The sequence below is a fragment of the Nitrospira sp. genome (genome assembly GCA_024998565.1).
In the GTDB taxonomy this organism is placed as follows: Bacteria; Nitrospirota; Nitrospiria; order Nitrospirales; family Nitrospiraceae; genus Nitrospira_A.
This window is the reverse complement of the sequence record JACOEM010000001.1, coordinates 194597-217710: the sequence shown is the minus strand read 5'-3', so window position 1 is coordinate 217710 and position 23114 is coordinate 194597. Positions and strand designations below refer to the sequence as shown.

The 23114-nt window shown below is 58.7% G+C and carries 27 protein-coding genes and 1 tRNA gene; 6 read left to right on the top strand and 22 right to left on the bottom strand.

The window, feature by feature from the left end; translation table 11 throughout:
* Window positions 1-11: 11 nt before the first annotated feature.
* Complete coding sequence (locus H8K11_01115; GenBank protein ID MCS6262331.1) at window positions 12-653, bottom strand: hypothetical protein; 642 nt, start codon at window positions 651-653, stop codon at window positions 12-14.
* A gap of 98 nt (window positions 654-751) precedes the next feature.
* Entirely contained in the window at window positions 752-1297 is a 546-nt protein-coding gene (locus tag H8K11_01110; protein MCS6262330.1) for a mismatch-specific DNA-glycosylase, read from the bottom strand.
* Window positions 1298-1532: 235 nt separating this feature from the next.
* Between H8K11_01110 and H8K11_01105 the strand changes: the two genes are divergently transcribed.
* Complete coding sequence (locus H8K11_01105) at window positions 1533-1757, top strand: hypothetical protein (GenBank protein ID MCS6262329.1); 225 nt, start codon at window positions 1533-1535, stop codon at window positions 1755-1757.
* A 77-nt stretch (window positions 1758-1834) separates the two neighbouring features.
* On the opposite strand, the gene H8K11_01100 is transcribed toward H8K11_01105, so the two are convergent.
* The 12 genes from H8K11_01100 to H8K11_01045 all read right to left on the bottom strand — a co-directional run bounded on the left by H8K11_01100 (window position 1835) and on the right by H8K11_01045 (window position 11237).
* The gene (locus H8K11_01100) at window positions 1835-2353 is read right to left on the bottom strand and encodes an NUDIX hydrolase (GenBank protein ID MCS6262328.1); all 519 of its coding nucleotides are present in this window, start codon (window positions 2351-2353) and stop codon (window positions 1835-1837) included.
* A 3-nt stretch (window positions 2354-2356) separates the two neighbouring features.
* Entirely contained in the window at window positions 2357-3466 is a 1110-nt protein-coding gene (gene gcvT, locus H8K11_01095; protein ID MCS6262327.1) for a glycine cleavage system aminomethyltransferase GcvT, read from the bottom strand.
* Between the two features lie 55 nt (window positions 3467-3521).
* On the bottom strand, window positions 3522-3893 hold the full coding sequence (locus tag H8K11_01090) for an FKBP-type peptidyl-prolyl cis-trans isomerase (GenBank protein MCS6262326.1): 372 nt from the start codon (window positions 3891-3893) through the stop codon (window positions 3522-3524).
* 131 nt (window positions 3894-4024) lie between these two features.
* Window positions 4025-5251, bottom strand: coding sequence for an FIST C-terminal domain-containing protein (locus H8K11_01085; protein ID MCS6262325.1), 1227 nt, complete (start codon window positions 5249-5251; stop codon window positions 4025-4027).
* A gap of 47 nt (window positions 5252-5298) precedes the next feature.
* A complete protein-coding gene (locus H8K11_01080; protein MCS6262324.1) occupies window positions 5299-5526 on the bottom strand; it encodes a hypothetical protein in 228 nt (75 codons plus the stop codon).
* A 97-nt stretch (window positions 5527-5623) separates the two neighbouring features.
* Complete coding sequence (locus H8K11_01075) at window positions 5624-6874, bottom strand: P1 family peptidase (protein MCS6262323.1); 1251 nt, start codon at window positions 6872-6874, stop codon at window positions 5624-5626.
* 59 nt (window positions 6875-6933) lie between these two features.
* Window positions 6934-8331, bottom strand: a complete 1398-nt coding sequence (locus H8K11_01070) for an MBL fold metallo-hydrolase (GenBank protein MCS6262322.1) — start codon at window positions 8329-8331, stop codon at window positions 6934-6936.
* Window positions 8328-9194 (bottom strand): TIGR00730 family Rossman fold protein, encoded by an 867-nt coding sequence (locus tag H8K11_01065; protein ID MCS6262321.1) that lies wholly within the window; start codon window positions 9192-9194, stop codon window positions 8328-8330. Before H8K11_01065 ends, H8K11_01070 begins: the two co-directional genes overlap by 4 nt.
* Before the next feature lie 58 nt (window positions 9195-9252).
* Window positions 9253-9675, bottom strand: coding sequence for a hypothetical protein (locus tag H8K11_01060; protein ID MCS6262320.1), 423 nt, complete (start codon window positions 9673-9675; stop codon window positions 9253-9255).
* Window positions 9676-9679: 4 nt separating this feature from the next.
* Window positions 9680-10060, bottom strand: coding sequence for a hypothetical protein (locus tag H8K11_01055; protein ID MCS6262319.1), 381 nt, complete (start codon window positions 10058-10060; stop codon window positions 9680-9682).
* Window positions 10061-10095: 35 nt separating this feature from the next.
* Complete coding sequence (locus H8K11_01050) at window positions 10096-10614, bottom strand: GNAT family N-acetyltransferase (GenBank protein MCS6262318.1); 519 nt, start codon at window positions 10612-10614, stop codon at window positions 10096-10098.
* The gene (locus H8K11_01045) at window positions 10611-11237 is read right to left on the bottom strand and encodes a DUF502 domain-containing protein (protein ID MCS6262317.1); all 627 of its coding nucleotides are present in this window, start codon (window positions 11235-11237) and stop codon (window positions 10611-10613) included. Before H8K11_01045 ends, H8K11_01050 begins: the two co-directional genes overlap by 4 nt.
* 139 nt (window positions 11238-11376) lie before the next feature.
* Here H8K11_01045 and H8K11_01040 point away from each other — a divergent pair, with 139 nt between their 5' ends.
* Window positions 11377-11676 (top strand): hypothetical protein, encoded by a 300-nt coding sequence (locus H8K11_01040; protein MCS6262316.1) that lies wholly within the window; start codon window positions 11377-11379, stop codon window positions 11674-11676.
* Window positions 11677-12185: 509 nt separating this feature from the next.
* Here H8K11_01040 and H8K11_01035 read toward each other — a convergent pair.
* The 3 genes from H8K11_01035 to H8K11_01025 form a co-directional block, all read right to left on the bottom strand.
* Complete coding sequence (locus H8K11_01035; protein MCS6262315.1) at window positions 12186-12425, bottom strand: hypothetical protein; 240 nt, start codon at window positions 12423-12425, stop codon at window positions 12186-12188.
* A gap of 57 nt (window positions 12426-12482) precedes the next feature.
* On the bottom strand, window positions 12483-12851 hold the full coding sequence (locus H8K11_01030; GenBank protein ID MCS6262314.1) for a hypothetical protein: 369 nt from the start codon (window positions 12849-12851) through the stop codon (window positions 12483-12485).
* Window positions 12852-12935: 84 nt separating this feature from the next.
* The gene (locus H8K11_01025) at window positions 12936-13265 is read right to left on the bottom strand and encodes a hypothetical protein (GenBank protein MCS6262313.1); all 330 of its coding nucleotides are present in this window, start codon (window positions 13263-13265) and stop codon (window positions 12936-12938) included.
* Between the two features lie 283 nt (window positions 13266-13548).
* Between H8K11_01025 and H8K11_01020 the strand changes: the two genes are divergently transcribed.
* Window positions 13549-13623, top strand: a tRNA-Gly gene (locus tag H8K11_01020).
* A gap of 235 nt (window positions 13624-13858) precedes the next feature.
* Here the strand turns inward: H8K11_01020 and H8K11_01015 are convergent.
* From H8K11_01015 to H8K11_01000, 4 genes are all read right to left on the bottom strand, one after another.
* Complete coding sequence (locus tag H8K11_01015; protein ID MCS6262312.1) at window positions 13859-16063, bottom strand: DUF3488 domain-containing transglutaminase family protein; 2205 nt, start codon at window positions 16061-16063, stop codon at window positions 13859-13861.
* Window positions 16035-17177 carry a DUF58 domain-containing protein gene (locus tag H8K11_01010; GenBank protein ID MCS6262311.1) on the bottom strand — a complete coding sequence of 381 codons (1143 nt, stop codon included), beginning with the start codon at window positions 17175-17177 and terminating at the stop codon, window positions 16035-16037. Before H8K11_01010 ends, H8K11_01015 begins: the two co-directional genes overlap by 29 nt.
* A 76-nt stretch (window positions 17178-17253) precedes the next feature.
* Complete coding sequence (locus H8K11_01005) at window positions 17254-18258, bottom strand: MoxR family ATPase (GenBank protein MCS6262310.1); 1005 nt, start codon at window positions 18256-18258, stop codon at window positions 17254-17256.
* A 95-nt stretch (window positions 18259-18353) separates the two neighbouring features.
* Window positions 18354-19682, bottom strand: coding sequence for a hypothetical protein (locus H8K11_01000; GenBank protein MCS6262309.1), 1329 nt, complete (start codon window positions 19680-19682; stop codon window positions 18354-18356).
* Between the two features lie 139 nt (window positions 19683-19821).
* Here H8K11_01000 and H8K11_00995 point away from each other — a divergent pair, with 139 nt between their 5' ends.
* From H8K11_00995 to H8K11_00985, 3 genes are all read left to right on the top strand, one after another.
* The gene (locus tag H8K11_00995; GenBank protein ID MCS6262308.1) at window positions 19822-20838 is read left to right on the top strand and encodes a ChaN family lipoprotein; all 1017 of its coding nucleotides are present in this window, start codon (window positions 19822-19824) and stop codon (window positions 20836-20838) included.
* Window positions 20839-21106: 268 nt separating this feature from the next.
* Complete coding sequence (locus H8K11_00990; GenBank protein MCS6262307.1) at window positions 21107-21919, top strand: hypothetical protein; 813 nt, start codon at window positions 21107-21109, stop codon at window positions 21917-21919.
* A gap of 138 nt (window positions 21920-22057) precedes the next feature.
* The gene (locus H8K11_00985) at window positions 22058-22234 is read left to right on the top strand and encodes a hypothetical protein (GenBank protein ID MCS6262306.1); all 177 of its coding nucleotides are present in this window, start codon (window positions 22058-22060) and stop codon (window positions 22232-22234) included.
* A gap of 61 nt (window positions 22235-22295) precedes the next feature.
* Here H8K11_00985 and H8K11_00980 read toward each other — a convergent pair whose 3' ends face one another.
* Complete coding sequence (locus H8K11_00980) at window positions 22296-23099, bottom strand: arylesterase (protein MCS6262305.1); 804 nt, start codon at window positions 23097-23099, stop codon at window positions 22296-22298.
* Window positions 23100-23114: the final 15 nt, after the last annotated feature.

Genomic DNA, 23114 nt, shown 5'->3' with positions numbered 1-23114 from the left:
AAGCGGGTTGCTCAATTGCCTTTGGCTGCTTGGGCTCGTAACTGGGACAGCACTTGCCGGGCTTCGGGAATGAAGTCCGCGCGCTGCAGGCTTTGGGCGAGATCCAGCGCCTTGGTCGCGATAGCGACCGCTTCTTCATGCCGCCCATTGGCGCAATAGCTCTTTGCCAGGCTCAACCGGGCATTAACGGCAGCCGGTTCCCTGGCAATGACCTGACGCAGCAGCGTCTCCCCCTTTTCTTTATCCCCACCCATGAACGCCGGAATGCGCACCAGAACGGTTCCCTTGGCTGAGAGGGCATCCAAATGGTCCGGAGCCAGTTCGAGGGTGCGGTTCAACTCCTTCATCATGCGTCTGAAGCCGAAGAGCGAGGTCAGGCTTTCCCCGTCGATCCGCAGTTGCTCACCGAGGTTACAAAACAACGAGAAGTGGGCATCGGGCGATAAGTCGTCTTTTTCGATCGCCTGTTCTCCAAACGCTTGACCTTGTGCGAAATGTTGAACGCGCTCCGTACGAGTCTGAGCCTGACGGCCCAGCGCACATTCGCGCATCGCATCGGCTGTGAGTTGTTGCGTCGGGGTTCCGGCGGCAGCCAGTTCCACGGCGAATAACAGCGTGATCGCAAGGATAGTCGTAATGCGAAGAGATTTCATGGAGTGTCCGTTTCGGTGTGCCGGAGGAAAATCAGCGGCAGATTTTACAGCAGGTCCCCGGCGGAATTCCAGCAGAGGGCGTGGCGCGGCATGGGTAGTCAGGGATGACTCTTGAGGCCGCTCCCGGCCCACGGTGTCAGCGTACGAAATGCCTCCAGCATGGCATGGTACGGGTAGGATGCGTTTCGCCCACTCGGGTTTGGAAGTAACACAATATTGGAGTTGTACAGTGTCGCTGGTTGCAGACCTGGTTTTCGCCCGGGCTGTTTAGGTTCGAGCGGAAAGAGGATCGGGTAAAGGGTCATGCCCAGCAAGGCGACGACCCGCGGCCGATATCGGAGAATTTTCTCCATGAGCACAAGTCGGCCGGTCGCATAATCCTGCGGCGTGAGACTCGCCATGCTCGTGGTCGATCTACCGACCAGATTGGTGAGTCCCAATCCCCAGTCCGGAAGTCGCCCGTCATCTCGATAGCTGAGTGGTGCCGGCACAAGGTTCGCGTCGTAAATCAGTTTCCAGAAACGATTCGAATGTCCCGCATAGTGATGACCCAGCTCGGCTGAGCGTCGTCCAGGATTGATGCCCACGAATACAATGCTGAGTTCCGGGCGGAGATGATCCGGTAGGAGCGATTGATTTGGCATGATGGTCGTGAGCGCGTACCGTGTCGCATCTCCTGAATCGACTGATGAGGCGGTTTAGTATCGCCCAGGCTATTTTGCCACAGAATCGAGCCATGCTTTCTGTATTATTACGAAGTGTGATGAATGACATGTTCGAAAAAACAACAGTTTAGATTTGTGGGTGCATGAGGCAAGGACTTTGCTTTACCGAACATCCGTCGGTCGGTGGTAATTTCAAACCTAACAGGAGGTCAGAATGAAGAAGATGATGTTGACGGTGATGGCGGCTGCATTGTTGGTGGCGTTCAGCGCTCCTTCGTTCGCCGGTGACGACAAGAAGAAGGAAGAGAAGAAGGGCGGCCACTTCTCCCAGACCCTCTTCGGCGATGACAAGAAGAAGGAAGAGAAGAAGGGTGGACACCTGTCCCAGACCGTGTTCGGCGAAGAGAAGAAGAAGGACGAGAAAAAGGGCGGCCACTAAACACAACACCGTTTCTGGCGAGGCTAGCTGGCTTGGGAGGTCTCCCATCCTGAATGGTGGGAGACCTCTTGGGTCGTCTACCGGTGTCGCTCCTTCCGAATATAGACTGCTTGTAGCCCTACGATCGTTTTTCCGTCCCGAATGGTTCCATCCTCAATCTTCGAAATGGCCTCGCGGAGAGGCATTTCGACCACTTCCAGAACTTCATCCTGATCCAGATTTTGCGTGCCGATCGTCAAGCCCGTCGCAAGGTAGATGTGGATGACTTCATCCGCAAATCCCGGCGCGGTGAAAATGCTGGAAAGGAGTTCGAATCGACCGGCCTTATAACCGATCTCCTCTTCGAGTTCGCGGGCCGCACAGTCGAGCGGGTCTTCTTTCGGATGGAGTTTCCCTGCGGGTATTTCGTAAATAAACCCGTTCGCCGCATGACGGAATTGGCGGATCAGCACGACCGTTCCATCTTCTTTCAGGGGAACGACGGCGGAGGCACCGGGATGGCGGATGACTTCCAGATCGATTATATGGCCGTTCGGCAGTCGCACCGTATCGACGTTGAGCGTGACCACCGTGCCCTTGTAGATCGGTTTCACCATGACTTACGGCGTGCCCGCGGGTTTCTTGTAAAACGGTGGTTTTACGACGACGGCGGGGCAAGCCTTGCCTCGAATATCGATCAGAATGGACGACCCTGGTTGGGCTGCAGCGGGCGTGACATATCCCATCCCGATACCTTTTTGCAGCAAGGGCGACAAGTTTCCGCTGGTGACTTCGCCGATGTCGGCATGAGGTGCCTGCGCGCTCAGAATTTTGAATCCATGACGCGGCACAGCCTTTTCGACGAGCTCGAACGCCACGAGCCGTCGTGCTGCTCCCTGTGATTGCTGCGCAAGCAATTCAGTTCTGCCGATGAAGTCTCCCTTGTCGAATTTCACGACCCATTCTGCCCCGGCCTCGATGGGAGTTGTCTCCTCATTCATGTCGTTGCCATAGAGCAGGTAGGCCATTTCAAGCCGGAGCAAATCACGTGCGCCTAACCCTGCCGGCTTCATGCCCAGTGGACGTCCCGCTTCGAGCAGTTGTTCCCAGACCTTCGGCGCCCCTTCTGCCGGAAGATACAATTCATATCCCAACTCGCCGGTGTACCCCGTCCGTGTCACCAAGGTCGCGTGACCGCATAGGGTGGCGTCCAGGCAGTGACGAATTTTCAGCGTGCTGAGGTCGGCAAGGCCCACGGCTGCCAGGATGGCGCGTGAGGCCGGACCTTGGATCGCGATTTGCGCGAGGGATGCTGACTGGTCCTGGACTTTGCACCCCTGGGCTTGCGCCACCTTCTCATGCAGCCATGCCACAATCTTTTCCCGGTTGGAGGCGTTCACGCACACCAAAAACTCATACGGCTTTACGTGGTAGACGAAGATGTCGTCTTTGATGCCGCCGTTGGGCGCGCAGATCATGGAGTAATGCGATTGTCGCACGGAGAGTTTGGACACATCGTTCGTGGTGACGCGCTGTAAAAACGCCAGCGAGCCCGGCCCGCTGACACGAATGCGCCCCATATGACTCACATCGAACAGTCCTGCGTGGCGGCGGACGGTCTGATATTCGTCCACTACGCCGGAATATTGGATGGGCATTTCCCAGCCTGCAAAGTCGACGAGTTTGCCCTGGGCTTTGCGGTGAGCGTCGATGAGGGGTGTCTGTTTCATCAGGTGCGTCTAACGTCCACGGTGGTGAGTGAATGCCTGCGCGTGTAAAACGGTCCTACCGGACTTCCAGCAGTTCCACGTCGAAGACGAGGGTCGCATTCGGCGGGATCACGCCGCCGGCTCCACGTGCGCCGTATCCAAGTTGCGAAGGAATGGTCAGCTTCCGTTTTCCGCCGACTTTCATTCCCGCGACGCCTTCATCCCATCCCTTGATGACCCTGCCGGCACCGAGTGGAAAGGAGAACGGCTCGCTGCGGTCGACGGAGCTATCGAATTTTTTCCCGTTGGTCAGCCAGCCGGTATAGTGGACGGTCACCAGGTTTCCCGCGGCGGCCTCACGGCCCGTGCCTACTACGACGTCTGCGTAGGTCAGGCCGGAAACGGTCGTGATGTCAGGCGTTGAGGCGGGTTGTTCACTCTGTGCCATGATTGGTCTCCCTATGCTCAGAAATAAGAATCCCACGATACCGCAAGTCGTCAGCCAGAAGCGAGTGTTCATAAAGGTGTCCTTGTCCTGTCTGCCGGTCCGGTGGCGCGACCTGCATGCGCTGACGGTAGTCAATGATTCGAGCTTTGTCTGTCTGACCGATCCGGTTCAGAAAAGATGGCGATGCTCGCCGTATAGCCGTGGAGAAAATTACGTCCGCCGACCGGTCCCAGCTCGCCCTGCGCGAAAAATCCCGCCAGAGGAATAGCGCCCAGTTGCTCCCCCAGGACAGAGGCGTCGTGGTTGGGAACCCCGAAGAGTCCTTTCCCGCGTCCGCAACAACTGAACAGCAACGCCCCCAATGGTCGTTGTGATTCATCGAGACGGGAAGCCGCGAGCAACGCGTGGAGATCCTCGTCTGCGGACTGTGCGTCCCGGACTTGGAACTGAACGGTTTGTCCTTCCTGGACGACGTCACCGACGACAATAGCCCCGGTTTGCTGATCTGCTCCAAGGAGATTGCGGATCAGAAAATCCCCGCGGGTAAATTGTGCGCGTTGCTCATCCATGGCGATACCGATATGGAGCGCCCGTTGCGCCTGCGCGCGTTCATCCATGGAGAGTTGTCCGAAGACCGTCTGCAAACAATGCAAGGCCGGGATTCCGCCGAGTTCTTGAATGACGTTGTGCTCCGCCTTTGTGACGATGAACCGGTCTCCGATCGGACGACAGCCTTGTGAAATCACGGTGCGAACCGAGATGTTTCCGGAGAGCGCGACACCGACCAAGCCGTCGCTGTACACCTCGTCATCCAGAAACAGACGATTCTCGGCAAGATCCTGCCCGCCACCTGCCAGCCCGCCGAGCGCACGAGCCTGCGGGTAACGCTCCTCAATGACGCCCAACACGTCTTGCAGCGGAGTGGAGAAGGGATCTGCGAAGAGGAGCAGGACGGGGGCCGATTCGCCTCCATAGTCCAGTTCAGGCCAGTCACGCAGTGAAAACTGATCGTGGACGCTTGAAAACGACAGTCGTAACGGATGTGCGATGACTCCCGGCAAATGGGCCGCCCACAGGGTTGCGGCCGGTCCCGTTTCGACTTCTCGTCCGGTGGCAATGACTCCCTCTCCTGTACAGCCGACCAGGGTATCGGGGCCGAGTGCCGTGCGGAGTGCATGCGAGAGCGTATCGGCCTGATCGGCATGTTGGGCGGAGATAAACAGGAAGGCGACATCAATGCGGGAAGAGCCCAATTGTTCACGAATAGATCGGATCAACTCGTCGGCTGCAGTCTGCACGTCGGCGTGACGAGTGAGAGCGGAGGCGAACCGCAGTGTTGATGGAGGTGTCAGAATCACAGGTCTGTCTTTGCCGATCGGATCAGGGAGTAACGTGCCTGGGGCGATTAGACGCCAGGATTCATGCGCTCAGGTCGGTCCGACGCGAGTTTTTTGTAATAGCGCCACATATACGAATGGTAGTCATCGAGCTGGGCGAGCAAGTAGTGGAGTTCGGTCGGGTCCTGGGTTTCCAGTGCTTGCGTCATGCGCGTCTGTAAAAATTCAGCGAACTTGCCGTTCTTTTCGAGCGCGGTCAGAAGTGTGAGGCCACCTCCGATAGGATAATCAGCCATAGCCCTCCGGATGACGTACGGATCAGCCAGGAGAATAGCCGTGGGGCCTTGCAAAAGCAAGGTATCGACGGCTCTCAGCCGGGGAGATGGCGGGCTGTTAGGGGCCGGGCGTGGCACCGGTGGATAGGAGCTCACGCAGACGAGGGATGGAGATGGCTTCGGCTCGAAACCCGTCGCGCCCGGTGACGGTGCTGGCTCCGGTGAGCGCATTCAGAATCGCCTCTTCTGTGGCCTCAACCGTGGCGGTTATCACCGGATTGAGGTGCGTGTCGGCCAGATGGGTGAGTGAAAAGGTGGGGTCGGACGGGTAATGGGGGATGACGTTGCCGGTGGAGAAGGCCAGCATGAAATCCCCGCTCCCGTGGCGGGCGGTTGAGCCGGTTCTGGCGAGCCCGAGCGCGGCACGTTTCCCAAGGCGGGTCAGTTGCCGGCTGTCCAACGGCGCATCGGTGGCAATGACGACGATGATCGACCCTTCGGCGTTCCCGCTGGTCCTTTCGCGAGAGGCGTGAAGGGAGCTCGAATTCTGTTCCGGCGACAGGCTGGATTGGGTTAGAGCGGCACCGTACCGTTGTCCGACCGGTACCCCGCCCATGGTGAGTTCTGGTCTGCGGCCATGGTTGGCGTTCACCAACACCCCGATCGTAAATCCGCCATTGGCCTCAGGGAGCCGCCGCGAGGCCGTGCCGATGCCGCCTTTGAATCCATAGGAAATCATGCCGGTTCCGGCTCCCACGCTGCCTTCCGCCACAGGGCCTGAGGAGGCTTCATCCAAGGCCCGCATGACATCGGTTTCCGAGACGTGGCGACCCTGAATGTCGTTCAATCGTCCATCGTCACATTCCGCCACGACGGGGGTCAGGGTGTCGTCGGTAATGCCGATGCCGGGATATTGCTTGAGCATCCAGCTGATCACGCCATTGGCAACTCGAGGCACGTTCAGTGTGTTGGTCAGTGCGATGGGGTATTCGAGAAAGCCCGATTCCGCGACCCAGGATAGTCCGGTCATTTCTCCGGTGCCGTTCAGGATGAAGGCTCCGGCCGGGACTTTCTTGTGCCACACATCTTCTCGTGGCACGATGACCGTGACGCCGGTTCTGACCGGCCCCTGTCCGGGCTGCAGGGGGCCGTCCCCTTGCATCAGCGTCACCTGGCCGACCTTGACCCCCGGCACATCGGTGATGGCATTCAAGGGACCGGGCTGAAATTGTCCGATGTGCAGCCCCAACGCGCGCGCCCGGACCCGGCCCTGGTCCGCCGACTCGGGCGATATGTCCAGGCTCCAGACCGGCGACGCGCAGGCAGTCACAAGCGTCAGGGCACAGGCCATAGTCAGGTGGCAGCTCATTCTTGATGCGTTCATGCCTACCGATCTCCTCCCTGAGTGGGCGTGCCCGAGCAGCGGGGCTAGATCTCGTATATGCTGTCTTTAGCCGGGACTACGACAGCCATCCCGGGGTGTTCGGTCTGAATGGCCGCTCCCAGCGACAAGGCTTGTTTTTCTTCTCCGTGGACCACGAACACTTGCTGAGGGGCGGGAGAGATCGCCCGCACGTACGCAAGCAGATCGTTCCGGTCCGCATGGGCCGACAATCCGTTAAAGACGACCACCTGAGCACGGCGCGGCGTCGGGATCCCGAAAATCGGCACAACATCCCATCCTTCAACCAGTCTGCGCCCCAGCGTATGCTCGGCCTGAAATCCCACGATGGCGATGATGTTGGCTTCGTCCTGGATGCCATGTTTGAGATGGTGTACGACGCGCCCTCCCTCGCACATGCCGGAAGAGGCGATGATCACGCAGGGGCCTTTCATCTCATTCAGTCGTTTGCTTTCTTCCGGTGAGGAGACATAACGAATATATCGGGCCGCAAAGGGATCCCCTTCCGATGTGAACGTGCGGAAGGTCTCTTCGTCGTAACACTCGGGGTGTTTTCGGAAGACGTCTGTCACTTTCGAGGCCAGAGGCGAATCGATATAAATCGGGAGCGGGTCGATTCGCCCCTCCGCCACCAATCGTTTGATTCGCATGACCAGGTCTTGCGTGCGCCCGAGCGCGAATGCGGGCACGATGATCTTGCTCCTATGTTCCTTGGCATGGGCGACTAGTTGCTGGGCTTTTTGGGTCAGCGCCTCTCCGGCTTCCTCGTGCAGGCGGTCGCCGTAGGTGGATTCGATGATCAGCACATCACAGCTTGGCGGTGGAGTCGGATCGCGGAGGATCGGCATCTGCGACCGTCCCAAGTCACCTGAGAAGAGCACGGTCGTACTGTTGCCGCGCGCGGAGTATTTGAGGCGAATGGCGGCGGAGCCCAGAATGTGCCCGACGTCGTGAAAGGAGGCGGTGACGCGAGGGGTGACCTTGATCGTGTCCCCGTACCGCGCACCCACGAAGCGACGAATGATCGCGCGGGCATCGCGGCTCTCATAGAAGGGTTGCAGGCAGCGCTTACCCCGACGATTTTCTTTCTTGTTCAGATAGGCGCAATCGTTTTCCTGCAGGCGGGCCGAATCCTCTAGCATCACCGCGGCAAGATCGACGGTCGCGCGGGTCATGTGCACATTCCCGCGGAACTGATGTTTGCCCAGCACGGGAAGAGCGCCGGAATGGTCGATATGGGCATGGGATAACAACACGGCCTGGATCGAGCGCGGGTCGAATCCCAGAAACCGGTTTTGACGGTCCGCTTCCTGGCGCTGTCCCTGAAAGAGGCCGCAATCCAGGAGAATTCTATTGCCGGGCATTTCGAGCAGATGGCGGCTTCCCGTCACGGATCGCGCGGCTCCGTGGAATGAGAGTTTCATCGGGCGGACGGGCCTCCATGGCTTCGGCTGATGAGATCCCAGGCCTGCTGAGCCGTTTCTGCAAAGTGGAAGAGCGAGAGGTCCTCGGGGCTCACCAGGCCTTCTTCAATCAACAGCGGCCAATTGATGAGGCGCTCCCAAAAGGCTTGCCCCATCAGGATGATCGTGATGTTGCGCGTTTTGCCGGTCTGGAGAAGGGTTAGTGTCTCAAAGAGTTCGTCGAGTGTGCCGAACCCACCGGGGAACACGACCAGCGCCCGGGCTCGGAGGAGAAAATGCATCTTGCGCAGGGCGAAATACCGGAATTGAAAACAGAGGTCTGGAGTGATGTAGGGATTGGGGCGCTGCTCGTGCGGCAGCGTGATGTTGAGCCCCATCGACTTGGCGCCTGCGTCCGCGGCTCCACGATTGGCCGCCTCCATAATGCCCGGGCCTCCACCCGTGACGATGACGTAGTCGCATTGCCCGTCGATCTGGCAGGTTGAGGACACAATCCGGCCGAATTCCCGGGCGACATCATAGTATCGCGAGAGGGCGAGACGGCGTTCGGCGACGGCGACACGTTGCTGACAGGTTGGGTCGTCGGGGGAGGCCTGCAATGCTGCCGAGGCTTGTTCCAGGGCTTGGCGTGCGTGCGATGGCTCCAGCAGCCGTGCGCTTCCGAAGACCACGATCGTCGAGCGGATACCCTGCTCTGTCTGTATCAATTCCGGCTTGAGCAACTCCAGCCCGAGGCGCAGGGGGCGCAGTTCGTCGCGCTGGAGAAAGTCGATGTCGTGATCCGCCGGGATATAGGAGGATGATGTGCCGGGGGGCTGTTGGCTCGATGACTCGTCGGAAGAACCTGCACCCATGAGCGGCATTATAACGAGATGTACCGGGGGCGGCAATTCACCGATGTGAGGCCTATGGGCAAAGGAGTCAGAAGGGATAGGGTGTGAACGGCGGTGCCGGGCGGTGGCGCACGAAGGCATGGTGGGTGACAATCCAATGGTCGTCGCACAGGAGTTCGAACGCGTCTGTGCCCAGGCCGGAGCGCGAGAACACGAGGTCGGGATCCACGGGCGACCAGGGTTTCAGTAACCAGCCGAAATTGACCCGCGAATATTTGGCGTTGAGGAACCGGTAGGTGACGATGGTTCCAGTTTCTGTATCGGTAATGGAATCCGGTGCTCCGAGTGTGTCGACGACATCGGCCAGGGTGGTGCGGCCTTTCGCAATGAAGGCCACCGATTCAGGCGTCAGGGGGGTGTTGATCGTGAGGCGAGCCACGTTACAGCCGGCCAAAGCCAGGGCAATGACTGCGGAGCACAGCAGTGTGACAGAGCGGTTCCAGCCTGTCATGACCTTAGTCTCCGAATGGCCAGAAGCGGAATTCCAGGCCCTCTGTCCGTTTTGACGCGATCACCTCTTCGACGGTCCCTTCGCGGTTGATCACCACAAACAGATCATCGCTCTTGACCGACACGCGCGAAAAATTGAGCACGATCAACAGCAGGCTGCCGACCTTGGCATCGTACCGGTAGTACTGAAAGAGGTCACGTCCGTTCAGTTGCAGGAGTCGGTCCGGGGCGCCGAGTAGAGCCAGGACTTCCGCCCTGGTGGTTACTCCCTTCTTGATCGAGTTGACGGTGTCGGTCTTGATCTCGTCGCCGAGGGTGCCCCGGCTGAACGCGCAGGCGTTCAATGTCAGGAGCATCAGAACCAAAAGCACACTCACTCGTCGCATGTGACCCTCCTTATGCGGACATCGATCGGACTGACTTACGCCTTTGTGGCGACGTTGTGTGGTTTGGGCAGGACAAAATCAGATTCGTACACCTGGTAGCTGGATGGCAAGAGCCCGACTCGTTGATAGACGCATTTGGCGATGTGATTGTCGCCTTCGACGTAGAGCCGGACGCCGCACACCCCTGGTTGCGATTGCGCGAGGTTGATGATGGCGCCATGCATGGACCGATAGATGCCTTTGCGTCGCCAGTCAGGGTGCACATACACACTCTGGATCCACCAGAATTGGGCGTTCCGCCAATCGCTCCACTCGTATGTGATGAGCAGCTGGCCTACGGTTACTCTATCGGCTGGCGGCTCCGGCCGCAAGTCTGCCACGTAAAACCGCCCTCGTTCAGGCTGCTCGAGAACCGCCTGGGTTCCCAGGCGTAAGCGTGCGCGATCCAGTGTGCGTTGCTCAGTTTCCAGGGCCATGGCGGCGCTGAATGTCGTGAGCGCGTCGAGGTCGTCCAGTGTGGCGGGACGTACGGTCAGGCTATCGACTCGGCTCATGACGGGTTCCGTGCCGGCGACGTCAGCCATCCTGGTAAGGGGCGATAGAGTCCTGCTGAAAACTCCAACTTCAATGCCTCTTCCGGCAACAGGTTCAGCGGGTGCAATTGTGTTTTGGGAATCATGGCCAAGTATCCCGTGAAGGGATGGATGGCGGTCGGGACAAAGACCATCACCAATTCCACCATCGGTGCGATTTGAAGTGCCGCCGGTGGAGAGCCCATGACAAAGCCGAGGGCCCAAAGGCCGTCGCGTGGAAACGGGAAGGCCACCACGGTGCTTTGTCCGAAGCGCGCCCGGTAGTTGAGTAAATCCGTCATGCCCTTGAGGGTCATATAGATGCTGCGAATCAAGGGAATCCGGTCCAGGAGGGCCTCGGTCCAATGCACCACTCGTTGTCCGATGACTTGCGTCGCAATGGCCCCGACCGTGAGTACCATTCCAATGAGCAGCAGAAGGCCGAGGCCCGGGGCATAGGGCTGGATCTGCCGGCCGATGAGATTGAGCAAGAAGGAATCCAGTGTCTCGAACAGCGCGGCCAAAATGAGAAACGTTGTCCAAGCCGGAAGCAGCACGAGGAGTCCGGTAAGGAAAATGCGTCCGAGTCGATGCGAAGCAGTCACGTCCCGTCCCGATATTGGTGAGTGAAGGGGAATCGACCAATGACGATATCAGAAAGGGGGGCGATTTGGTATCTTCTTGATCTGTCGATTCATTTGGACTATCTTTCCGGTAACCGTTCAGTCACCCCTATCGGGTGGGATTGTGAGAGATATTGTGAGCGATGCCGCAGGAAAAAAGGTGAATCTCGACAAGGATCTGTTAGCCATACTGTGTTGCCCCGAAACAAAGCAGGCCGTGGCTCTGGCCGACGAGCAGTTGATTCAAAAGGTGAACGGTGCGATTGAGCGCGGGGCGCTCAAAAATAAAGCCCAAAAGCCGGTCACGGAGAAGCTCGATGGAGGATTGATCCGGTCCGACAACAAGATTCTCTACCCGGTGCGAGAAGACATTCCTGTCATGTTGATCGACGAGGGTATCCCTCTCGATCAGGTTTCCTGATTACCCTCCCCCGGTCCTCTCTTCCTTCATGCGAGTCCTCCCTCGGCAAGCGTTCGCACTTCGCCATAGGCAGTGATGCCCCCGACGTAAGGTTCGGCCTGTTATGGGTGAACGCACGTGCTGGAGTGAACGTTTGACGGTGGATTGCGGTACGTATGCTTACGGGGCGAGCAGTCCACCTTCCGCCGAAGCACTTTCCGTCTTTGAGCCGGTCGAGGCTCCGCATTGAGCACAGAAGTATTCGTAGAGATTGCCTGTCGGCAGGACGAGCAGGAGCCGTTGACGTGTCGGAGTCGCCTGGCGGCATTGTCCGCAGTACAGCAGGGAGGCGTTAAACGAGTCATATTGATCTGTCTGGCGTTGGCCCGGCTGTGACGATGCGGGGCGCGGTCGTATGGCGCGTGGCGGCCAACTGGGAGGCGAGGGTCTGTTTGAACGCGGTTGCATGAGCGGTATTCTACTGAGGGAGGTGGATGCGGTGCAACAGGGCGATGCCCGTCAGGTTGGTATCAGGGGTGGCCGATGCGTTGATCCTCGGGTGTTTCCGGCTCCTCGGCGTTCCTGCCTCGTAAAATCCACCAGAGTGAACGGACGACCTGAACCACGACGTAGAGCGCGACGCCTGAGAGCAACCCGTAGAGCCAGGCTTTACTCCATGGCCACAGGTCAGGCGCGTGCAAGACCACGGCCAGGGCAATATGGCCTCCCAAGCCGAGACAAACGGCGAAGATGATCCACTCACGGGCCATAGTCGCCCTCGGAGGAGGCCATGACGAAGGATAAGCCTGGAGACAATCGACAGGCGGTTACACGGAGGTTTTGGCGGATTCGATCTCAGTTGCCGTGATCAGGCTGGACAAGTAGTCCGCCACAAAGGTCAGGGCTTCCTCGCGTCCGTCGGCCCGTCGGCCTTTTTCGCGCCGCTGTACGGAGAGCTCATGATCCAAGTCCGATTTCACTTCCGTCAGGACACGTTGCAGTGTCGTGGGAGTGATATTGGCATCCATGTCCTCCAGCTCCTGACAGCGATCCAAAACCCAGTTCAGCCCCTCGATCCGCCCGGCATAGTGCTCCTGTTCGGCGGTGTCGATTCGGGACATGGTGGTTGCGAAAGTCTGGGCTTCGTACACCAGATTATAAAAACTCGTAACGGCGCGCTGTAACGTGGGATTCATAGTGCTCCTTGGCTCATTAAGAGGTTCTCGTGATTATACCTGAGAATGGGAGGCCGACAAGGTATTTTTTTACTGGGCAGTGACTTACGTAAACAGGAGGGAATGAAACTCGTTCATGAATCCGTAATACAGCGGGGCAAAATCTTTCAGACTATCGGGGCTATTCTCTTTCAGTCGCTTGAAGAAGAAGACTTGGGCGCGTGGATCCAACTCCTCGAGAAGACGACTGAGTTGTGCCATCGTGTAGCTCCCGGCCGGAACACTCAGTACGTAGTGAACCAATCGCTCAACAAACTGTTGCCCGATGTATTCACTCGTGAGAAGCCCCTCGGGGATCTTGCCCGAAGCGAGATACTCGTCGAAGGGAATGGCCTGTGCTGCAAACGGGGCGGACGGCTGAGGACGTGAGGTCACGCTAAGGGTCCCTCGCTGATGAGGATAGAGTAGGCAGTCATTGCAATCACTCTACTCAAGCCTCGCAGGTCCGTCAAGTGGACAGAAGAAGCACGCAGGTCTGAGTCGAAAGGCTGTATCTTTTCGAGAAGAGGGGCCATCCGCGCTTCGTGCAGATGGTCGGTTGTGATGGTGGCCCCGCTCAGGCAGCTACGTAGAGTCGCGGTAATGACGATATTTCTGCTGCCCGGCTTGACAGTCTTTACGCATGGCCGGTAGAATCCCGCTTCTTCTGTCGGTGGAAGCGGGAATAGCTCAGTGGTAGAGCATCGCCTTGCCAAGGCGAGGGTCGCGGGTTCAAATCCCGTTTCCCGCTCCAATTCACACTCCTCCTCGCCACGCTCATTACCCATATCGTTCCGGACAACCACGGTTCGTGCCTTGATCCGTCCCTTTGCCCGGTGAAATCCTAGCTGAGCATCATCTATAGTCTTGTTCGCCCTGTCAGGACTTGTCTTAGCGGGTGGACTTTCCGGCCGCGCACGCCGCTTTCTTTCGCTCCTGGTTATCCTCTTTTGTCTCATTCCACGTCTGAAGCGTGGCCTCACTCAGCATTATTGTGGTGAGCGGGTGGTCGCTCGTTCCAGTGTGTGGAGCCTGCGCAGCAGGTTTTCGGCGGTGCTGTGGTCTTCGGGCGTGAGGGAAGCGTGACCGAACCGGACTCGAGTATAGAGTTGTGTAAGGGCATCAGCGAAGGGCCAGGCTTCAGCCCATTCTTCTTGAACATGGCGAAGCAACTCTATGGGGGTCGTGCTCGCTGACTTCACGATGCCGCGTTGCGCAAGGCAGTGCAACATATTGGTGTAGAGCGTGACGACGGTGCGTTGATGCGCTGAAAGCACATCCGGCGGTGACGTTGTGTGTCGAGACGACCGCAGCAGCAGTCGACCCGCAGACGCTGCGCCGATGGCCAGAATGATCAAGAGTAGGGTTTCCGGTATCCCGGCCGTTGTGAACGAGGACATGAACCGACGGAATATCGCGGCGCTCTGGGCGGAGAGGGAGTTGAGAGATTCGGAGAGCTTTGCCCGAACGGCTTCGCCGCTCTCCCGAAGGCCTTGTACGACAGTGAGTTGATCGTTTGCGCTGAAGTGGACGAAGAGGCGATCCCATTGAAGCCGGACCGAGTCCATCACACGACCCGCAGATTGCCACCAGGTTTGCCCAATGTTCTCCGGAGCCGGAGGCGTTGGATCCATGGTAATCCAGCCTGACCGTGGGAAGTAGACCTCCACCCAGGCATGGGCGTCCCGCTGTCGAACCGTATAGTAGCCGCCGAACTCATTCCATTCAGTTGCAAGGAATCCTGTGACCAGTCGGGCCGGAATCCCGCTGGCGCGGAGCAGCACCACCATCGCGGTGGCGTAATGTTCGCAATAGCCTGTTTTCCGAGTCAGGAGAAAGTCTTCAAGCGGGTGAGCCGATTGGAGCGAGGGCACGTCCAGGTTGTAGCGATAGTTGGCGAGCAAGTGCGAGTGGATCAGGCTGACGGCCTGAGAGATGCTGGTGGCCGGTTGAGTGACCCGATGGGCGAGATCAACGATCTGCGGGCTGACGGCTGGAATCTGTAAATACTGCTGAAGAATAAACTCCGGGTACAGCACCGCGGCGGCGACCCGCTCTGCCGGATTGATGCTGGTCGGTACGGAGTAGATTGTGTACTGGATGCGGCTATGAGAAGGAAACGCCAGGTGCAGCGATCCCATCAGATCGGATTGGACCGAGTGGAAGTCGCCCTTGACCGCGAAGGCAAGGGGGGCGCCGAACAGCACGGCCGTATCGAGCGGTTCCAGCAGAATATCCTGTCGGAGCGCGCGTGCCTGGGGCGGCGGTTTGGCGCCCGGTGTTCGGAGCGTGAAGGTGCCTTGGGGAACTTCCGTGAGCATACGGCGGTGCAGCAGACTGTTGCTCCAGGATTTTCCGTCATACCGATTGTAGGCGACGCCGCGGAGATACAGCGGCCCCCGTGCCGAGGGAGTTCCGGGACCGTCCGGCAGCTCCACGCGCATGACGATGCTGGGATCCTGCTTCACCGGGCCCATGACGCCCAGATCGACCTGCTCTGAAAACCCCGTCGTTCGCAGGCTTTCCCCATGGGAATGTTGCAACAGGCCAACCCCTACCCGTGGGATCGAAAAGAAAAAGAGCAATGTGAGGCCGAACGCGCCGGCTGCCATCGCATTGGTCGTCCAGAAAAAGCGGGCCGTCATGTGCGGCAGTGTCGAGTCGAGCGGTGCCGCTTGGCTGCCGAGCACCTGATGACCGGTACTCTCTTCGTGTTCCTGCAGCAGGTGATACAGGAGCAGCGTCCAGACTCCGGCCACCAGATAGACCAAGAAGAAGGGGGCATACCAGATTTGCGTGGTCAGCGCGGCGGAGGCCAGAAGCGTGATGAGGCTAATGGCATAGAGGTGAAGAAAATCCCGCCGCTGGTCGAGGTTCGAGAGTTTATTCACCAGGAGCAGCACGAGGAAATGGATCCCGGCCGGGAGAAGTTCCTGCGAGACGAGTAACAGATCGATCCAGAAGCCTGCGAAGGCGAGGAGGAGGAAAATATTCCATGTCAGAGCAGAGAGGCGGACTTGTTGCACGACTCCGGACAGGCCTGAGGAGGGATTCACTCGCAGGAGCGCCAGGGCGAAGGCTGCACCGGCCAAGGCGAGAAGCCAGACTGGCAGGGCAATCGCGAGCGTCAGGCTCGCGAAGCCGGTTGCCGCCAGTAGAATTGAGCTAAGCCGAAAGGCTCGATCCAGCGTCATCGAAGAGCTCTCTGTGTGACTGGGGAGAGACGATGTAATCGACCGATGGAACTTCCTCATTTCGGGCAGGATCGGTCCAGGGTGAGAGCAGGATCGTCGGGCCTTCATGCACTTCTGCAAGCGCCCGTGCCATGGAATGTCGGATCGCAGCTCCCGTTTCCGTCGGGCGTCGCTCGCAGAGCGCCAGAGCGTGAAAGAGATGCAGGGCCTGGTCGGTGCCGCAGGCGAGAAGGGCCTGTTGATCGCCCAGTATCAACCGGACTTGGTACCCGTCTCTCAGAAAGTGATCAATGAGGGAGGCGCCGATCGAGAGTCCCCGTTCGAAGCTGTTCTCCGCCTCGTCCGGCGCAACGGTCGAGATAACCAACGTGATCGACCGCCTATCCTCCGCCTCGGTTTCCTTGAGCATTAACTTCGAGGTGCGGGCTGTGGTCATCCAATGAATGGCGCGGGAATCGTCCCCCGGCCTGAATTCGCGCAAGTTGTACAGTGAGTTCCCCGGCCCGCGCCGGGCCCGCGCGAAATCCTGCCCCAGGGCATTCAGTTCCAGCAGGTGCAGTGGCGGAAGGGGAATGATTTCCGGACAGACGATCAGCGTGGCTTCGAGTGGATAGAAGGACTTCTTGTAAAACAGGCCGAATGGAAACGGGGTCACGATCCGGACTCCTTCGAGCCGGTAGTGCCCACGCTGCCGCACGAGTAGCGGGTACGAGCAGAGGGTGGAGGCGGCAGGCGCGAGGTGCGTGATATGAATTCCCCGATCGAGATCTTTTCCGGCAACGACATCGAGGAGGCGTAACGAGACACTCGGGAGACGTGATTTGTGATTGACGACTCGAAGCGTGGCGGTGGTCGGCTGATTGACGAAGAGGTAGTCCGGGAGGTGCCGATGGAGATCCAGTCGCCGCACACATTGTTCAGACAGCAACCCGGACAGCACGACCAGGCTCAGCATCATGGCCAGCAGGAGGTAGAACAGATTATTGCCGGTGTTGACGGCGGCGATCCCGACGGCCAGGGTCAGCAACAGAAAGCGGACGCCTTCCGTTGTCACCCGGATGGTGCGATCCCGGAACAGTCGGCGGAATAGAGCCTGGAAGTCGTTGGTTGCCACGCTGATGGACTACTGCCGGCCAGACCGCTTACTGGCGACATTTCGCGCGATGCCGCTGTTCAACCCCTGGCGGTTGTTATACGGGAACCGGGACTGTTTCAAGGATGTCTTGAATGACCCGTTCCGTCTGTTCGACGGTGTTCGTGCGCATCCCCCGGGACCGACTGAGCATGACACGGTGCGAGAGGACGGTCGGCGCAAGCTCTTTAATGTCTTCGGGGAGGCAATAGGTCCGGTCGCGCACCAGAGCCAGGGCTTTCGCCGCTCTGCACAGTGCAAGGGCGCCCCGGGTACTCACGCCTAACGACAGCAGTTCGTTGTGCCTGGTGGCGAACACGATGGCGAGGAGATAGTCCATCAGGCTGTCTTCCATCCGGACCTTTTCCGCCTGCGCTTGAAGATCGACGATATGCTGCGCGCTCAGTACCGGTTGAATTTCGTCGGCCGGGTGCAGCAGCTGGGGGCGATCCAGCACTTTCTTTTCCTCATCCGGAGTCGGGTAGCCGATGCGAAGTCGCATCAGGAATCGGTCGAGCTGCGATTCGGGAAGCGGGAAGGTGCCGTGATATTCCGCCGGGTTTTGTGTGGCGATGACCATAAACGGCTGCTGGAGCGGATAGGTTTGGTTGTCGACGGAAATCTGGGATTCGCTCATCGCTTCGAGGAGGCTGCTTTGAGTCTTCGGCGTGGTGCGGTTGATTTCGTCGGCCAGGACAATGTTGGCAAACAGTGGGCCCGGCATGAACTCAAACGCTTGTTTCTGGCGGTTGAACATGGAAATGCCGACGATATCGGAGGGCAAGAGGTCGCTGGTGAATTGAATACGTTTGAAGGAGCAATCCAGGGAACGCGCGAGGCTATGGGCCAATGTGGTCTTCCCGACGCCGGGTACGTCCTCGATCAGGAGGTGCCCGCGTGCCAGCAGGCAGACAACGGCCATTTCGATCACCCGTGGTTTCCCTTTGATGACCTGCGCGATATTGTCTTGTAACGATTTGATAGATTGAGAAGAATTCACGATGGGATGTATCTGACGTGGGTTACGGCCGGCACCAGGGACGTGATGCCAGAAGTCTAACAAAGGGTCTGGAGACCGTCAATTTATACGGACTTTCATGCGGGAGGCCAGGCGGAAGCTGTAGGGATTGCCACGCTGGCGCGACTTTTGTGAGCCTGTCACGCCGTCTGGACTGGTTCAGGAACGAGAGTAAGAAACCAGGGGGGAGTTTCTTCCGCCATCCCCTGAAACCGCCGGGCCGTGCTGCTGGCTGGACGACCTTCGAACAGGGCGCCGCGCTGAATGGTCACTTGTCGGAATCGGTAGGTTGCGGTCCGGCCGGCAGGGGTGCGCAGCGCCGAAGGAAAAGCCCGGCGCAACGGTGTGAGGTCAGATAGTAGGCAGGACCCGCCGATCGGGAGGGCTGAGAGCTTGTGGTAGGTATCCCCGAAGACCTCGGGTACATTCTGAGCAGACAGGATGAGATCACGGGGTCTGACCCGCGGATCTTCGATCAATTGCGACAGGATTTCCCAAAATACTTGGGAGTCAACAGCTCCCAAGACGCAGAGCGCTCCGCGTGTGGCCATCAATTCCAAGAGGGCAAGCGGGCCGCGGATATCGAATTTCCAGGGCGGAAAAAGGAGACTCCGACCAGCGTGTTGCACTTCAAGGGCGGACTCTTTGCCATGCCGGACTTGTCGGGACTCGCCTTTTGTGCGTCGCAGCTCTTCAGCCAGACAGGCCGGGGAGAGGCGCGTGGGTTCGTAGGCAAAGGTCGGGGTGGCCGGTGCCCAGCACGTGACGATCAGATAGCGCTCGGCAAGACGTTGATCCTGTTCGAGCGGGGCGAGTGCAAACATGTCTTGATCGCCGTAAAAGCGAAATTGCAGTCCGGGTCTGGAACGCAGACGGTTCAGACGAAGCGGATGAGCGTGCAGGGGACCGCCCAGTTGCGAGCCGGGATCCAGCCGGTCAAGGCAGTGTAAAATGAGGGGCCTGCTTTGGGCGGCAAGCTGAGGTTCGTACTGGGTGGCCAGCTCTTCGGCAAACGAAAGGTCACCGGCTCCCAGATCCAAGACGGAAGCCGGGTTCTCTTGTGTCAGCAGGTCGAAGGGGTTGTGGTGCCGGCGGATCAATACGTCGATGGTGTCTGCCGTGACCGCCGGTAACGGCCATTTCGATGATGGTTTCGAGCGCACTCCAAAAAAAATGCACAGAGCTCGTAAGGCTTTGGAGGTCGGAAGTCCCGTCAGGTGCTTGAGCGATTCCGCGGAGGCGATGCGATTCGTGCTCTCGTGCACAGACGGCAGGGCTTCAACCAGGCTGCGTTTGATCGTATCCGGGACACCCGAATTTTCGATCGCATCGACCAGCGCTTGAAGGGTCATCGGCCAGTGAGCCGCGTTGACCAGGTGACGCGAGGCCTCCCAGGCTTGTGCATCCAGTGACCGTGCCGAAGTGATCTGCTTCCGAAAGGCCGCCAGGTTGTCAGAGTCAACGTGCATGATGCGATCAGCGTTGTAAGGATTTCTGTGTCGCGTGGGGTTAAGAGCTGCTGTGCGTGCGGGCAGAGTATCGGGCCTGTCGTAAGGGAGTCAAGGGAGCTGCCTTGCGGCTACCGGGTCCGTATGTTAGGTAGACCATATGACTACATTCACTCCATCGTTTGTCCGGAAGACTCGCCCAGTCTCGGGACGGTTGCTGGCCCTGCTGGGTCTTATCTTGATGATGTTCGGCTGCCAGGCGAAAGATCGCTCAGCGATTGTCACCCATCAGGCCTGGGACGTATGGGCGGTGGGCCAGGTGGTGGATGCCAGGACCGGTCTCGCGGTACCGATGCAGCCGTGGCTGGAGGGACTGGCCGCATACGATGTGATCTACCTGGGAGAAGAGCATCACAATCGATCGCATATTGACGCGGCGTTGGCGGTGTTGCGCACCCTTATGAGCCACGGTCGTCGACCGTGGCTCGCGATGGAAATGTTCGGGTGGGACGGTCAGCCGGCACTCGATCGCTATCTGCGTTCGGAAAAGATTGTTCGCTCCGAGTTCCTGGAGCAAGTCTTGTGGAAGCAGAATTGGGGCGGCGCGTTTGAAGATTACGAGCCCTTGGCGCAGTTCGCGAAAGATCAACATCTTCCGCTTCTGGCAATGAATCCCCCGAAGAGTCTGATCCGGCAGGTGGTCAAGCAGGGTTTGATCCAAGCCAAGGAACAGCCCGAGTGGCGTCAATGGGGCATGGAGGGGGAGGACATCGTGGATGCGCCTGCCTACCGGTCCCGGATTTTATCTCAACTCCAGGACTGCCACGGCGGTGGCTCCCCCGAGGACTATCAGACCATGTACGAAGCCTCTATGGTCAGAGACGAGGGGATGGCGAAGACCCTGGCCGCAGCGCTGAAGCAACGACGTGTCGAGGCCAGCCCTGCTCAGGGCCCCCTGCTCAGTTATACGGGCGGCGGCCATGTGCAATTTCGGCTACCGGTTCCGGATCGGGTGGCTCGACGGGTTCCGGAAGGGCTCAAGCAGGTCACGGTCTATATGGCCACATTCGAGCGAGAGCGGGCTGTGGAGCTGCATCAGGCCATGCAAGAAGGGATTGCCGACTATGTGTGGCTGACCCCCCAGGGGGCTCAAGGACCCCCTCGACGCTGCCGATAAGAATCTCCAGTGGCGGCAAGAACAGTCTTCTTGGCTTCGATCCATTCCTCACAATTCCCCCCGCCTGCGGGATGGCCGTTCAGAAGCGCCTGTCATACACTCAGGCCTCGCTGGACAGGTGGACGTCAAAAGTGGTGATTCCATGACACTGCGGCGATCATTCGGTAAGCTGCAAGGACGACTCAGCGGTACAAATCATTCCACAGGTGGCACTATGAAGGGCAGAATCGCGTGTTCGGCCGATCGTCTGAGTTTGTTGGAAGCGTCCATGATTAGCTCGGTGGTGGAGCCCAACGCGTTTCAAATCGGAAAGCAGTATCAGGCGGAACGCCGCGTGCAAATGACGGATGCGTCGGATACGGAAGTGACGTCGTCGGTTATGGGCAATTCCGGGTTGTACGAGCAGACGATTCGCCTCATTGATGGACATCTGGAGGCCAGGTGTTCGTGCACGTTATCTGAGCAGCCGATCTGCCGCCACGGAGTGGCCGCACTGCTTGAGTATCAGCGCTGGTCAAAGGCTCGCATCGTCCCCAAGCCCAGAGTCGCCGCTCCCCGCCTCGAAGCAGAAAAACCAGTCGCTTCTGCCGTGCCTTCCGGTGATGTGAAGTTGAGTGAATTGAACCAATTTACAGAGTGGATGCAGCGAACAGTTCAGGCGATTCAATCCGGCAAGTCCCTTCCTGACCAACCTCCTATCGGACCGGGCCTCGTGTCGACCTGGACCCAGGTCATCCAACAGATGGATGACCGCAGGCGAGAGAGCGAAGGTGCACAGGTCGAGCTTGATGCGGACATTCGCAACCGAGAGGCTGTGGTGGCGCGCCTCACTCAGGATCTGGAGGCTTCAGTCAAAGAATCCAAATCCCTCCAGGTCATTTGCCGAGACCTTCAACGGGAGATTGAGGTGCAGAAGGCTGCGGCAAGCAAGACGACCGATCTTGCCCGGCAGGTTGAGCAGGTCGAAGTCGAGGTAAAAGCGATGGCCGCCCTGTTGACGGACAAGGGGCGGCGCTTGGAAGGTCTTTCGGATACCTGCCGAGAGGTGTCTTTGATGCTCAAGTCTTTGGGAAAGGCCTGATTCGCCAGTCGGTGGTACTGGAAGCTCTCACCCCGATTTCTCTCTAATTCCCTCTCTGTGAAACCCCCTTGCGTCATCCATGGTCACTTCAGTACAATGCGGGCCTCTTTGGGTATTCCTTGATTACAAGGGGGGATCATGAACAAGCTGATAGCAGGATTGATTGCCGGTATTGGGGCGCTTCAGGCAACCAGTGCGTTTGCCAATGTCAGTGAAGGTCCACCGGACTACAGTGGAATCACGGGCCTGTATTATACCTTGATCGCTCTGATCTTGGCTTTCGGGGTCTACGACACCTTCTTCAAGAAGAGTTAACCGGCTTTCAGGACTTCATGGCGTGAAATGTTCACCCGCTTGATGTGGCGGGGAGGATGTTTCACGCCTGCTTCTTTTTCGCTGACGAGTTGTTGGTGGATGCGTCCTTCAACACAGGAAGCAGGCTCCGGAGGACGTTCTCGACCACGATACGATACCCTTCCCCCGTCGGGTGGATACCGTCAGCTTGATTGAGGGCCTTTTCCCCTCCTACTCCCTCCAGTAGAAATGGGATAAGTGGAAGCCCATGGAGCCGCGCGAGATCCCGATATATGGCTTCGAATCGAGCGGTGTATTCTTCGCCGTAATTTGGGGGGAGCTTCATTCCCGCTAAGATCACTCGTACGTGAGCATCCTTGAACTGTCGGATGATCGCGTCGAGGTGTGACCGGGTTTCAGGCAACCCGAGGCCGCGCAGTCCGTCATTCCCACCCAACTCAAGAATCACCACCCGCGGCTTGCCGGCAAGGACCCAGGATACACGGCGGAGTCCTCCTGCTGACGTATCCCCGCTGACCCCTGCATTGAGCACTTGATAGCGATAGCCTAAGGCGTCGAGTTGTTTCTGAAGCTGGGTCGGGTAAGACTGCTCCGGGGTGACTCCAAGTCCGGCAGTCAAGCTGTCTCCAAACGCGATGATGCGGGGTCGATCATCAGGAGGCGGGGTCGGCGTGGCCGGAATCGATTCGCGCGGGGGCGTGTGTTCGGCGGATGGAGGAGTGGCGGAGACAAGGCCGTCGGACGAGGACGGAACAGTGGATGTATTCGACTGATCGCATCCTGATAGTCCGCTGAGGACCCATGCCATGAGGCAAGCCGTTCCCAGGCGCGCGATAGACTTCAAAAGCTCCGAGCAGGTCAGCATCTGTACAGTATAATA

Excerpts from the sequence above, each read along its gene's own strand:
- H8K11_01070 (MCS6262322.1), bottom strand. The coding sequence starts at position 8,331 with ATGAAACTCTCATTCCACGGAGCCGCGCGATCCGTGACGGGAAGCCGC.
- H8K11_00990 (MCS6262307.1), top strand. The coding sequence starts at position 21,107 with ATGATTAGCTCGGTGGTGGAGCCCAACGCGTTTCAAATCGGAAAGCAG.
- H8K11_01030 (MCS6262314.1), bottom strand. The coding sequence starts at position 12,851 with ATGAATCCCACGTTACAGCGCGCCGTTACGAGTTTTTATAATCTGGTG.
- H8K11_01115 (MCS6262331.1), bottom strand. The coding sequence starts at position 653 with ATGAAATCTCTTCGCATTACGACTATCCTTGCGATCACGCTGTTATTC.
- H8K11_01050 (MCS6262318.1), bottom strand. The coding sequence starts at position 10,614 with ATGAGCCGAGTCGATAGCCTGACCGTACGTCCCGCCACACTGGACGAC.
- H8K11_01110 (MCS6262330.1), bottom strand. The coding sequence starts at position 1,297 with ATGCCAAATCAATCGCTCCTACCGGATCATCTCCGCCCGGAACTCAGC.
- H8K11_01090 (MCS6262326.1), bottom strand. The coding sequence starts at position 3,893 with ATGGCACAGAGTGAACAACCCGCCTCAACGCCTGACATCACGACCGTT.
- gcvT (MCS6262327.1), bottom strand. The coding sequence starts at position 3,466 with ATGAAACAGACACCCCTCATCGACGCTCACCGCAAAGCCCAGGGCAAA.
- H8K11_01000 (MCS6262309.1), bottom strand. The coding sequence starts at position 19,682 with ATGCACGTTGACTCTGACAACCTGGCGGCCTTTCGGAAGCAGATCACT.
- H8K11_01105 (MCS6262329.1), top strand. The coding sequence starts at position 1,533 with ATGAAGAAGATGATGTTGACGGTGATGGCGGCTGCATTGTTGGTGGCG.
- H8K11_01065 (MCS6262321.1), bottom strand. The coding sequence starts at position 9,194 with ATGCCGCTCATGGGTGCAGGTTCTTCCGACGAGTCATCGAGCCAACAG.
- H8K11_01100 (MCS6262328.1), bottom strand. The coding sequence starts at position 2,353 with ATGGTGAAACCGATCTACAAGGGCACGGTGGTCACGCTCAACGTCGAT.
- H8K11_01075 (MCS6262323.1), bottom strand. The coding sequence starts at position 6,874 with ATGAGCTGCCACCTGACTATGGCCTGTGCCCTGACGCTTGTGACTGCC.
- H8K11_01035 (MCS6262315.1), bottom strand. The coding sequence starts at position 12,425 with ATGGCCCGTGAGTGGATCATCTTCGCCGTTTGTCTCGGCTTGGGAGGC.
- H8K11_00985 (MCS6262306.1), top strand. The coding sequence starts at position 22,058 with ATGAACAAGCTGATAGCAGGATTGATTGCCGGTATTGGGGCGCTTCAG.
- H8K11_01015 (MCS6262312.1), bottom strand. The coding sequence starts at position 16,063 with ATGACGCTGGATCGAGCCTTTCGGCTTAGCTCAATTCTACTGGCGGCA.
- H8K11_01080 (MCS6262324.1), bottom strand. The coding sequence starts at position 5,526 with ATGGCTGATTATCCTATCGGAGGTGGCCTCACACTTCTGACCGCGCTC.
- H8K11_01060 (MCS6262320.1), bottom strand. The coding sequence starts at position 9,675 with ATGACAGGCTGGAACCGCTCTGTCACACTGCTGTGCTCCGCAGTCATT.
- H8K11_01055 (MCS6262319.1), bottom strand. The coding sequence starts at position 10,060 with ATGCGACGAGTGAGTGTGCTTTTGGTTCTGATGCTCCTGACATTGAAC.
- H8K11_00980 (MCS6262305.1), bottom strand. The coding sequence starts at position 23,099 with ATGCTGACCTGCTCGGAGCTTTTGAAGTCTATCGCGCGCCTGGGAACG.
- H8K11_00995 (MCS6262308.1), top strand. The coding sequence starts at position 19,822 with ATGACTACATTCACTCCATCGTTTGTCCGGAAGACTCGCCCAGTCTCG.